Annotated in this window: 9 protein-coding genes; 4 read left to right on the top strand and 5 right to left on the bottom strand. The window is 72.1% G+C overall.

What is annotated here, in order from left to right:
* Nucleotides 1–106: 106 nt before the first annotated feature.
* Nucleotides 107–1642, bottom strand: coding sequence for an AMP-binding protein (locus VFZ92_RS38605; RefSeq protein WP_330882395.1), 1536 nt, complete (start codon nucleotides 1640–1642; stop codon nucleotides 107–109).
* A gap of 38 nt (nucleotides 1643–1680) precedes the next feature.
* On the bottom strand, nucleotides 1681–2490 hold the full coding sequence (locus VFZ92_RS38600; protein ID WP_330882392.1) for a Sir2 family NAD-dependent protein deacetylase: 810 nt from the start codon (nucleotides 2488–2490) through the stop codon (nucleotides 1681–1683).
* A 74-nt stretch (nucleotides 2491–2564) separates the two neighbouring features.
* Between VFZ92_RS38600 and VFZ92_RS38595 the strand changes: the two genes are divergently transcribed.
* Nucleotides 2565–3020 (top strand): hypothetical protein, encoded by a 456-nt coding sequence (locus VFZ92_RS38595; protein ID WP_330882390.1) that lies wholly within the window; start codon nucleotides 2565–2567, stop codon nucleotides 3018–3020.
* Nucleotides 3017–4591, top strand: a complete 1575-nt coding sequence (locus VFZ92_RS38590; protein WP_330882388.1) for a proline-rich domain-containing protein — start codon at nucleotides 3017–3019, stop codon at nucleotides 4589–4591. Before VFZ92_RS38595 ends, VFZ92_RS38590 begins: the two co-directional genes overlap by 4 nt.
* Nucleotides 4592–4838: 247 nt before the next feature.
* Here VFZ92_RS38590 and VFZ92_RS38585 read toward each other — a convergent pair whose 3' ends face one another.
* Nucleotides 4839–5480, bottom strand: coding sequence for a hypothetical protein (locus VFZ92_RS38585; protein ID WP_330882385.1), 642 nt, complete (start codon nucleotides 5478–5480; stop codon nucleotides 4839–4841).
* 203 nt (nucleotides 5481–5683) lie between these two features.
* Between VFZ92_RS38585 and VFZ92_RS38580 the strand changes: the two genes are divergently transcribed.
* A complete protein-coding gene (locus tag VFZ92_RS38580; protein WP_330882383.1) occupies nucleotides 5684–6454 on the top strand; it encodes an alpha/beta hydrolase in 771 nt (256 codons plus the stop codon).
* Here VFZ92_RS38580 and VFZ92_RS38575 read toward each other — a convergent pair whose 3' ends face one another.
* Together VFZ92_RS38575 and VFZ92_RS38570 are read right to left on the bottom strand one after the other, a co-directional pair.
* A complete protein-coding gene (locus VFZ92_RS38575) occupies nucleotides 6455–7765 on the bottom strand; it encodes a hypothetical protein (RefSeq protein WP_330882380.1) in 1311 nt (436 codons plus the stop codon).
* Nucleotides 7766–8113: 348 nt separating this feature from the next.
* Nucleotides 8114–8902, bottom strand: coding sequence for an ABC transporter ATP-binding protein (locus VFZ92_RS38570; RefSeq protein ID WP_330882379.1), 789 nt, complete (start codon nucleotides 8900–8902; stop codon nucleotides 8114–8116).
* Nucleotides 8903–9058: 156 nt separating this feature from the next.
* Between VFZ92_RS38570 and VFZ92_RS38565 the strand changes: the two genes are divergently transcribed.
* Complete coding sequence (locus VFZ92_RS38565; protein ID WP_330882377.1) at nucleotides 9059–11872, top strand: aconitate hydratase; 2814 nt, start codon at nucleotides 9059–9061, stop codon at nucleotides 11870–11872.
* Nucleotides 11873–11892 lie beyond the last annotated feature (20 nt).

Here is an 11892-nt window from a genome sequence, read left to right as displayed (position 1 = left end):
AGCCCTCGGGGACGACCAGATCGGCCTCGACCGACGCCCGCGCGTCGAGCGGGATCGGGATCGTCTCCTCGTTCACCGGACGCTCACCCCGCGGTCCGTGTGCGCCTCACGAGACGAACCGCGTCCGGCCCTCCCAGTACGGGGCGCGGAGGTCCTTCTTCAGGATCTTGCCGCTCGGGTTGCGCGGCAGCGCGTCGCTCCAGTCGACGCTCGTCGGGCACTTGAAGCGGGCCAGCCGCTCCCGCGCGAAGTCGATGATCTCCTGCTCGCTGACCTCCACCCCGGACTTCTTGACGACGACCGCCTTGGCGGTCTCGCCCCACTTCTCGTGCGGCACGCCGATCACGGCGACCTCGGCCACCGCGGGGTGGCCGAACACGGCGTCCTCGACCTCGATGGACGACACGTTCTCCCCGCCGGTGATGATCACGTCCTTGCGGCGGTCGGAGATGGTCAGGTGGCCCTCGTCGTCGAGGTAGCCGCCGTCGCCCGTGCGGAACCAGCCGTCGGAGACGGCGTCGGACGTCGCCTCCGGGTTCTCCCAGTAGCCGTCCATGACCACGTTCGAGCGGGCCAGCACCTCACCGTCCTCCGACACCCGCAGCCGCGCGCCCACCACGGGCGCCCCGGCGCGCGAGAGCTTCTGCGCGCGCTCCTCCGCGGGCAGGTCGACGTCCTGCGGCCGGGTGCGGTTGAACGTGAGCAGCGGCGAGGTCTCGGTGAGGCCGTAGATCTGGAGGAACTCCCAGCCCAGCTCCTCCGCCACCCGCGCGATGGTCCGGCTGGGCGGCGGGGCGCCCGCGCACACGACGCGCACCTCGTCCCGGCCGGGGATCTCGCCCTCCCACGACCGCGCGGCGTCCAGCACGGTGTTCCACACGGCGGGCGCGCCGCACATCAGCGTCACACCGCGGTCGCGCACGCGGCGCAGGATCTCGGCGCCGTCGACCTTGCGCAGCACCACCTGCGGCACGCCGAGCCCGGCCAGCCCGTACGGCATCCCCCAGCCGTTGCAGTGGAACATCGGCAGCACGTGCATGTACACGTCCCGCTCCCACGCGCGGGTGTGCATGGCGAACGTGACGGCGTCCAGCCAGATGTTGCGGTGCGTCAGCCGCACGCCCTTCGGCCGCGCGGTCGTGCCGGAGGTGTAGTTGATGGTGGCCGTCGCGTCCTCGTCCGGCGCGCTCCACGGCCGGGGCGCGGTGTCGAACCGCATCAGCTCGGTCTCGGTCTGCTCGCCGAGGGTGAACCGGTGCGGCGCGGAGATCCCGTCGAGCGCCTTCAGCTCCGGGTCGACCAGCAGCACCGACGCGCCGCTGTGCTCGACGATGTAGGACACCTCGTCGGCGCTGAGCCGGAAGTTCACCGGCACGCACACGCGGCCGCTCGCGGGCACGGCGTGCAGGAGTTCCAGCAGCCGCGCGGAGTTGTGGCTGACGACGGCGACCCGTTCACCCCCGCCGACCCCCAGGGCGTCCAGCCCGGCCTGCCAGGCGCGCGCCCGCACGGCCATCTCGCCGTAGGTCGTCGTCGCCACCGCCCCGGCGGGCTGGTCGGGTTCGTCGATCGTGGCCGTCGTGTCGCGGTGGACCAGCTCGGCGCGGTCCAGGAAGTCCGCGATCGTCAGTGGCACCTTCATGGGACGCACCTCCGGTGTCGATCAGGAACCCACCCTAATCACCACGTGCTCGGATCGCCCCACGTCCGGACGGGCCGGTCGGACCCGACCGCGGGCACCGCCACCAGCTCCGGCAGCACGCGGCCGACCGGGGCGCGCACCACGGCGGCGGCCAGCCCGTCGCACGGCGTGGGTTCGGCGTTGCAGATCACCACCGCGGCCCCGGCCCGCGCGGCGAGGGGGACGAGGTCCGCGGCGGGCGCCACCAGCAGCGACGTGCCCGCCACCAGCAGCAGGTCGCAGTCGAGCGCGGCGGTGCGGGCCGCGCGGAGCACGTCGGCGTCCAGCGGCCTGCCGAAGGGCACGGTGGCGGACCTGAGCACGCCGTCGCAGAGCAGGCAGGCGGGGTCGTCGTCGCCGTCGCGGACGCGGTCGAGCGCGGCGGCCATCGGGCGGCGGTCGCCGCACGCGACGCAGGCGGTCTCCCGGATCGAGCCGTGCAGCTCGACCACCGACGTCGAGCCCGCGGCCTGGTGCAGGCCGTCGACGTTCTGGGTCAGCAGGGCGCGCAGCCGTCCGGCGCGCTCCAGGTCGACCAGCGCGCGGTGCGCCGGGTTCGGCCGCGCCGTCCACACGGGGTGGTGCAGGCGCGCCCGCCACGACCTCCGGCGCAGCCCGGCGTCGGCCAGGAGGGCGGTGAGGTCGGGTTCGAGGAGCGCGGCGCCGTCGGCGCTCCGGAAGTCGGGGATGCCGGACTCCGTCGAGACGCCCGCTCCCGTCAGGACGGTCACGCGGCGGGCGCGGGCGAGCGCGGCGCTCGCCGCCGCGGTGTCGTTCTCCGGGCTGTCCACCGCTCCACCGTTGCACATCGGCGGAGGCGACCCGCGACCGCCATTTCCGGTACCGGCGAGAATGCGTCGGGAAAGGCTGCGAGCATGTGCCGGTGCGCACGATGTGGCTTGGTTGCGGAGTAGGTGCTCTCGGTTTGATAACGACCGTGGTGGGCTCGTTCCTGCCCTGGTTGCGTTCGGGAACCGTGGGCAGGGACAGCTACGAGGTGCTCGCACTCCGTGGTTGGGCGGGTCTGGGAAACGGATACGGCGAGGTCATCAGGGTCGCGTGGGTGTCGATGACACCGGTGGCGGTCTGCTGCGTGCTCTTGTTCACGTTCGGACTTCGTCGATTCGCCGCGTGGACGGGAATTCTTTTTGGCACGATCACGGGAACGGTGGCGGCACTTGTCACCGTCCAAGGGAGCAACGAGGGCGCGATGGTCGGGATCAGCCTGACCGGACCGGCCGTTGCCCTCTGTGGTGCCGTGCTGGCGATCGCGGGGGCGATCACCGTGCTCACCGCGTCGGCCCGCGCAGCGACCAGCAAACCAGGAGGAACACCGTGAGCTACCCAGGTGGCGGCGGCGGCGAATGGCCCCCGCAGAACAACCCGAACCAGCCGCAGCAGGGTGGGTGGCAGCAGAACCCGCAGCAGGGCGGTTACCCCCAGACGGGTCCGCAGGGCTTCCCGCAGCAACCGCAGCAGGGCGGCTACCCGCAGAGCAACCCGCAGGGCTTCCCCCAGCAGCAGCCGGGCTTCCCGCAGAGCAGCCCCCAGGGTTTCCCGCAGCAGCAGCCGGGCTTCCCCCAGACCGGTCCGCAGGGCTTCCCGCAGCAGCAGGCGTGGGGCCAGGACCAGTACGGCCAGCAGCAGTTCCCCGGCGCCCAGGGGCCGATCGGGTACGCGGGCGGCCCGCCGAAGAAGAAGCGCACCGGCCTGGCGATCACCGCCGTGGTGGCCGTCGTCGCGCTCGCCGCGGGCGCGGTGGTGACCGTGTACGCGCTGAAGAACTCCAACGACGTGGCCGCGGGCGCGCCGAGCCCGGCCGCCGCGGCGAACAACCTCGTCAGCGCGCTGGGCAGCGGTGACGTCATCGGCATCATGAACGGGCTCGCGCCCGCCGAGGCGAAGCTGAGCAAGGACTACCTGACCGGCACCGTGGACGAGCTCAAGCGGCTCGAGGTGCTGAAGAAGGACGCCGACCCGAACAAGGTCACCGGCGTGGAGTTCAAGGCCGAGAACGTCAAGTTCGACGAGGGCGCGGCCGAGACGGTCAACGACCACCTGGTGATCAACAAGCTCACCGAGGGCAAGATCACGCTCACCTCCGACGTCAAGAAGATCCCCCTCACCGACAAGCTGGTCGAGGCGATGGGCGCGCAGGACGAGGCGCCCAGCACCGAGACGATCGACATCGCCGAGGAGATCAAGAAGTCGAACAAGGGCGAGCCGGTCCGCATCGCGTCGATCAAGGTCGACGGCGAGTGGTACCCCAGCCTCTTCTACACGATCGCGGACAACGTCCTGCACGAGGAGAAGCTGAAGTGGCCGTCCAACCCGATCGCCCCCGCGGGCGCCGGGTCGGCCTCGGACGCCGCGAAGCAGATCGTCGAAGCGGGCATGGCCGCCGACCTGACCAAGGTCATCGCGCTGCTGCCGCCGGACGAGCTCGGCGTGCTCCAGGACCTGGGCCCGGTGCTCATCGACCAGGCGGGCAGGCTCCCGGCGACGGGCGCGAAGCTGACGGCGTTCGAGACGGACTCCAAGGAGGTCACCGGCGGCACGCTGCTGACGATCAAGAAGATCGGCGTCGAGGTCGACGGCGAGAAGGTCGAGGTCGTCCGCTCCGGTGACTGCTACTCCGTCTCCGCGCAGGGCCAGGACCAGAAGCTGTGCGCCGACGAGATCACGCAGCTCGTCGAGCAGCAGGGCGGCAAGAACGTGTCCGGCTCGGTCGCCGACGTGATCGGCCGGATCGGCGCGCGGGTGCTGAAGGACGGCATCGGCGTCGTCTCCACCGAGGTCGACGGCAAGTGGTACGTCAGCCCGGTCCGCACGTACAGCGAGCTCGGCCTGACCCTCATGCGGGGTCTGGAGCCGAAGGACATCGACGAGCTGCTGAAGCTCGCGAAGTAGTCCCGCTCGGGCGAACGCCCCGTCACCGGCTCCCGGTGGCGGGGCGTTCGCCGTTCACGGAGGCACGAGCGGCGACGGCCACCGCTCCACCGCGCACGGGGTGGAGCGGGAGGCGGAGGACCACCGGCGGCGCGGGCCGGGTGCGGAACGGGTGGATCGACGTCGGGATCGAGCGGAGGATCGGCACCGGCTCGGCGGGCCGCGTCCGCTGGGCCCCGCCCGACGGGTCTCCCCCCGCCGGGCGCGCTCACGCCCGGCGGGGTCCCAGGCGCCACGCGGCCAGCGCCGAGACGACGACCAGCAGCACCGACGCGCCCGCGGCGACGGGCAGCCCCCCGAGGTCCTGCCGCGCCAGACCACCGAGCACCACGCCCACCGGCGTGGCCTGGCCCGCCTTGAACGTCACCGCCACGATCGCCACGACCGCCAGCAGCGACGGCCCGGCGCGCACGACCACCGGCCGCGAGCACAGCATCCCCACGCCGACCCCGGTGAGGCCGCAGACGAGGTGGGCGACCGCGCCGAGCCCCACGACGGCGGGCGAGAACAGGTGCGGGTTGGTGGCCACCGGCCACAGCGTGGCGATCACCGCGAGGACGACCGCGCCCGCCGCGGCGAGCAGCGCCTGCGCCGACGCGATCCGGCCCCAGCCGCCCGCCGTGACCGCGGTGACGGTGCGCTGGATCGGGTCCTCGGTGGTCGCGACGACCACGCCGAGCCAGGCGGCGACCGGGTAGATCAGCGCGCACGAGCCCGCGTACGCGAACAGCGCGTCGCCCGCGTCGCCGCTGAACATCATGCCGAGCACGGCGCAGTGCAGGAGCAGCGGCGGCAGGTACCGCTGCGACCGCAGCAGGTCCACCGCGAGGTACTTCACCAGCGCGACCACACCACTCCGTTCACCGTCGATGCGAGCACGACACACGGTACGCGTGCCCTGTCCTCCGCCCGGTCCGCGAACCGCCGACGGGGCCGCGGCCGAGGTACCGGCCGGGATCCGGGCCGCGCGGGAGTCGCCGGGGCCGGGTTGACCGTCATCGAACACCGCCGTCGGTACCGTCGCCGTCCCAAGATCGACGAGAGGCGGGTCCCATGCCGGTGGCGGCGGCGCACGACGGTGGCGAGACCTACTTCGAGGTGCACGGCGAAGGGCCCGCGGTGGTGCTGTTCAACGCCGACCCGCGCCCGCCCGACCACCCGCTGCGCGACCACGCCGTGCGGTTCGCCGAGTCGATGGTCCGCGGCTTGGGCGACCGCTACCGGGTCGTGCTGATGAGCTACCCCGGCCGGCCGAAGGACCTCACGTTCACCCCGGACAACGTCAGCGACGACATGCTGCGCGTCGCCGACGCCGCCGGGATCGACGGGTTCGCGTGGTGGGGCTACTCGTTCGGCGGTGTGGTCGGGATGCAGCTCGCGCTGCGCACCGAGCGGGTGACGGCGTTGGCGATGACCGGGTTCCCGCCGATCGGCGGGCCGTACGCGGAGATGCTGCGGTACAGCCGGGCGCTGGCCGGGGTGGAGGTGGACGCGTTCGGCGCGGCGATCCCCGAGGAGCAGCGGGCGCAGCTCCCGCAGTTCGCCACGTTCTACGAGGCGATGGCCGGGTTCGACGACCGGGCCGCCCAGCCGCGGATCACCTGCCCGAGGCTCTGCTTCGTCGGTGGCGAGGACCGGATCACCGCCGGGACGGAGCTGATCACCGACATCGGCGGCGCGGTCGAGCGCCACCGGGCCGAGCTGGAGGCGCTGGGCTGGTCGGTCGAGGTGATCCCCGGCCTGGACCACTTCGGGGCCACGGCGGCCGACGTGGTGCTCCCCCGGCTCTCGGGGTTCCTCGACCACCACGTCGGCCCGCGGTGATCAGGCGCAGCGCGGGAACAGCCCGCGGGTGCCCGGCAGGTCGTAGGCGGCGGGGTCGGTGAACCGGCAGCCGTAGTCGGCTCCCCCGGTCGCGTGGACGTCGTCGCCCGCGGGCCGCTCGCCGCGGTCGACCCACGCCACCAGGTCGTTCCACGCCGCCCCGACCTCGCTCGGCGCGAACTCGCAGTGCTCCACGGTCCGGATCGCCCGCTGCACCAGCAGCCTGGACCGCCCGTTGCGCACGACGTCGTCGTGGTAGTCCTGCTCCATCCCGTACGGCACGAACAGGTCGCCCAGGCTGTGCAGCGACAGCACGGGCGCGGTGGGCCGCCCGGCGATGCGCGGGACCTCGGTCAGCGACGGCGTGAGGCGCGAGTACCAGTCCTCGGGCGCGACACGCCGCACGATCCGGTCGAGGTCGCCGTTCCGGTAGCGCGTGTCGAGGTTCGTGGCGATCCTGCCGGGGTTCCCGGCCAGCGTGTCGCCGCCGCCGGACGCGCCGAGGGCGAACAGGAAGTCCTTCCAGTGCGCGAACGCGGCGGTGTCGCCGGGTCGCGGGCCGCCGCTCTGCTCGACGACGACGGACCGGAACCGCTTGCCCTGGTCGGTGGTCGTGTCCGGGCCGCCGGGGGTCAGGCCTGCCAGGCCCAGCTCGGCCTGGATGCGCGGCACGACGGTGGACAGGTAGTCCGGCGGCAGCGGGTAGGCGCGGACCCCGCTCAACGCCTGGGCGCTGAGCTGGTAGGACAGGAGGAAGTCGAACAGCTCGTGGTCGCCGAGCACGCCGCACAGGGGCAGCGCGCCCGCGTAGAAGCCGGGGTACTGCTCCAGCGAGCGCCCGGTGATGTGGCCGCCCATGGAGACGCCCGCGAGGAACACCTTCGAGGGCTTGCCGACCAGGGAGCCGAACTTCACGGCCAGGTCGTGGGTCCCGGTGACGCCCGCCCGGACGTCGTAGGCGTTGGCGTGGTACGAGGACGCGGCCCAGGCGTAGCCCTGGTTCAGCAGTCGGGTGCGCAGGCCGTACGCGGGCGGGTCGACGGTGAGGACGGTGGACGTCCCGCGGTAGCCGTGGGCCCACATCGCGAGGCGGCCGTTCCACCTCGGCGGCACCTCGATGGTGTACGCCGCGTGCTTGTGCACGCCCTGGAGCACTCGGGAAGGCGTGCCGCCCACGATTTCCGGTGCCAGCGGCGGGTTGTCGATGGTGTAGCCCGGCAGCGGGCCCTCGTCGGGAGTCGCGTGGGCGGGGGTGCCGCCCGCGACCAGCAGGAGTCCTAGCAGCGCCACGATGAGCCGCGTCCTTCTCATCCCCCGATCACACCGCGATCGGGGGGCGGGCGCCACCCGCTGTTGGTACCGAAGGGGAAGTGGTCCAGGTGGACGGTGGACACCGACGGGATGACGGCCGCCGACCGGGACGCGCACCCCGGCGCACGTGGCAGGCGAGTTCCCCGGCGTGGACCGCGAGGACCCGCTCGGCTGGTTCGCCCCGTTCGAGCGGGACGACCTCGGCGACCCGGCGGGCCTCGACGTCGTCCACCCCCGGTGCCACCCTGGCGTCGAGACGACGGGCCGGCGCTCAGGGGTGCGCGCACGACTTCTCGCCGAGGGCCGCGGCGACCCGGATCGCGGGCGAGCACGGGCTGGAGGCGACCGTCACGTCCGCACGCTGAGCACGGAGCAGCCGAGCCGCAGGGCGTCGGCCAGCACGCGGTCGCTGACGGCCGGTTCGACGAGCAGGCTGAGCCGCCCGTCGGTGGCGGCGACCACGCGCACGCCGTCCCACTCGCCGATGACGGTGGTCGTCAGGTCGCTGACCCGGTTGAGCTCGATCGCCACGCCGGTCGCGGCGACCCGGCCCCGCAGCACGACCTCGTGCGCCCCCGCCAGGCCGCGGGCGGTGCCCCGGTGGTCGGTGACCACCACCGTCGCCGCCGAGGTCGTGACCATGTCCGCCAGGACGACCGCGGCGGCGGTGTCCAGGCCGGTCCACGGCTCGTCGAGCACGACGAGGTCGGTGGCGAGGAAGGCCTGCGCGACGGCGACCTTCTGCGCGTTGCCCTTGGACAGGGTCGAGATGGGGGCCGTCGGGTCGCCGTGGAAGCCGAGGGCGTCCAGCACGTCGTCGGACGGTGTGACGCCCGGCACGGTGCCCGGTTTCGGGGCGCCGCGGACGGCCGCGAGGTGGCGCAGGTAGGTCTCGGTCGACAGCCGCAGGCCCGGTGAGAAGCGTTCGGGCAGGTAGCCGACCGAGCGGGGTCTGCCGAGCACCCGGCCGCCGCTGGGGGCGGTCACACCTGCGATGATCCTGAGCAGGGTCGACTTGCCAGAGCCGTTGCCGCCCGTGAACACGGTCAGCCCTCCCGGTTCGAAGCTCAGGTCGACGTCCTGGAGCACCCACGGGCCTCGACCGTAGCGCTTGCCGATGCGTTCGAGTCGGATCACCCGGTCATCCTGCCCCGAGTTAGGTGAGCCTGGCTTGAAGCCCTATAAAGGACACGCGTACTGTTAAAACCAGAGGGCAACGTCTGCGCCACCAGCGCGAGTGCGCAAGACTCGCCTTGTTCCCAACCACCAGTACTTGCGCTGTATGGAGTTGACGTGACTGCACCTTCGAGCAAGGACAGCTTCGGAGCCCGCGGATCCCTCACCGTCGGGGACGCCTCGTACGAGGTGTTCCGGCTGAGTGCCGTCGAAGGCGCCGAGCGCCTCCCCTACAGCCTGAAGATCCTCCTGGAGAACCTGCTCCGGACCGAGGACGGCGCGAACATCACCGCCGACCACGTCCGCGCGCTCGCCGCCTGGGACCCGAAGGCCGAGCCCTCGACGGAGATCCAGTTCACCCCGGCCCGCGTGGTCATGCAGGACTTCACCGGCGTGCCCTGCGTCGTCGACCTCGCCACCATGCGCGAGGCCGTGACGCAGCTCGGCGGCGACCCCACCAAGGTCAACCCGCTGGCCCCCGCCGAGCTGGTCATCGACCACTCGGTCATCGCGGACGTCTTCGGCCGCCCGGACGCGTTCGAGTCGAACGTGGACCTGGAGTACGAGCGCAACTACGAGCGCTACCAGTTCCTCCGCTGGGGCCAGACGGCGTTCGACGAGTTCAAGGTCGTCCCGCCGGGCACCGGCATCGTGCACCAGGTGAACATCGAGCACCTGGCCCGCGTGATCATGACCCGCAACGGCCAGGCGTACCCCGACACGCTGGTCGGCACCGACTCCCACACGACCATGGTCAACGGCCTGGGCGTGCTGGGCTGGGGCGTCGGCGGCATCGAGGCCGAGGCCGCGATGCTGGGCCAGCCCGTGTCGATGCTGATCCCGCGCGTGGTCGGCTTCAAGCTGCACGGCGAGCTGCCCGCGGGCGCGACCGCCACCGACCTGGTGCTGACGATCACCGAGATGCTGCGGCAGCAGGGCGTGGTCGGCAAGTTCGTCGAGTTCTACGGCAAGGGCGTCGGCGCGGTGCCGCTGGCGAACCGCGCCACCATCGGCAACATGAGCCCCGAGTTCGGCTCCACGGTCGGCATCTTCCCGATCGACGGCGAGACCATCGAGTACCTCAAGCTCACCGGCCGTTCCGCCGAGCAGATCGCGCTCGTCGAGGCGTACGCCAAGGAGCAGGGCCTCTGGCACGACCCCGACTCCGAGGCCGTCTACTCGGAGACGCTGGAGCTGGACCTCGCCACGATCGTCCCGTCCATCGCGGGCCCGAAGCGGCCGCAGGACCGGATCGAGCTGACCAACGGCAAGGAAGCCTTCCGCCAGGCGCTCAAGGCGTACGTGACCCACGGCGACGTCGAGGCGAAGTCCGACGTGGACGACGCCATCGAGGACACGTTCCCGGCCAGCGACCCGATCGCGGTGCACGAGGGCGAGAACGGCAACGGCCGCCCGCACGTGTTCCACTCGGCCGCCGAGGGCGCGGAGGGTCGCGCCACCAACCCGGTGAAGGTGTCGCTCGACGGCGCCGAGTTCGAGCTGGACCACGGCGCCGTGGCGATCGCCGCGATCACGTCGTGCACGAACACGTCCAACCCGTCGGTCATGATCGGCGCGGCGCTGCTGGCCAAGAAGGCCGTCGAGCGCGGCCTGGAGCGCAAGCCGTGGGTCAAGACGACCCTCGCGCCCGGCTCCAAGGTCGTCATGGACTACTACGAGCGCGCGGGCCTCACGCCGTACCTGGAGAAGCTGGGCTTCCACCTGGTCGGCTACGGCTGCACCACGTGCATCGGCAACTCCGGTCCGCTCCAGGACGAGATCTCCGAGGGCATCCAGGCGAACGACCTCGCGGCGGTGTCCGTCCTCTCGGGCAACCGCAACTTCGAGGGCCGGATCAACCCGGACATCAAGATGAACTACCTGGCCAGCCCGCCGCTGGTCGTCGCGTACGCGCTCGCCGGGTCGATGGACAAGGACATCACCACCGAGCCGCTGGGCAACGACCAGGACGGCGAGCCCGTGTACCTCGCGGACATCTGGCCGTCGGCGCAGGAGGTCGCGGAGGTCGTCTCCACGTCCATCACGTCGGACATGTTCACCAAGGACTACGCGGACGTCTTCGCGGGCGACCAGCGCTGGCAGTCTCTGCCGACGCCGACCGGCAAGACGTTCGAGTGGGCCTCCGACTCGACGTACGTGCGGAAGCCCCCGTACTTCGAGGGCATGGAGATGGAGCCGAAGCCGGTCACCGACGTGTCGGGCGCCCGCGTCCTCGCGCTGCTCGGCGACTCGGTCACCACGGACCACATCTCCCCCGCCGGCTCGATCAAGGGCGACTCCCCCGCGGGCAAGTACCTGACCGAGCACGGCGTGGAGCGCAAGGACTTCAACTCCTACGGCTCCCGGCGCGGCAACCACGAGGTGATGATCCGCGGCACGTTCGCGAACATCCGCCTGCGCAACCTGCTGCTCGACGACGTCCAGGGCGGCTTCACCCGCAACTTCCTGGCCGACGACGCGCCGCAGACCACGATCTACGACGCGTCCGCGGCGTACTCGGAGGCGGGCGTTCCGCTGGTCGTGCTGGCGGGCAAGGAGTACGGCTCCGGCTCGTCCCGCGACTGGGCCGCCAAGGGCACGGCGCTGCTCGGCGTCCGCGTCGTGATCGCCGAGTCGTTCGAGCGCATCCACCGCTCGAACCTCATCGGCATGGGCGTGCTGCCGCTCCAGTTCCCGGCGGGCGAGTCCGCGGCCTCCCTGGGCCTGGACGGCACGGAGACCTACGACGTCTCCGGCATCACCGCGCTGAACGACGGCACCACCCCGTCCACCGTGCACGTGGTGGCCACCAAGGGCGCGGACAGGGTGGAGTTCGACGCGGTCGTCCGCATCGACACCCCCGGTGAGGCCGACTACTACCGCAACGGCGGCATCATGCAGTACGTGCTGCGCAAGATGGTCCGCAGCTAGTCGTCCTCCCGTTCGACGGC

It is taken from the genome of Umezawaea sp. (genome assembly GCF_036375055.1).
GTDB lineage: Bacteria > Actinomycetota > Actinomycetes > Mycobacteriales > Pseudonocardiaceae > Umezawaea.
Note: the sequence above shows the minus strand (reverse complement) of the source record. Positions and strands in the feature narration are given on the sequence as shown.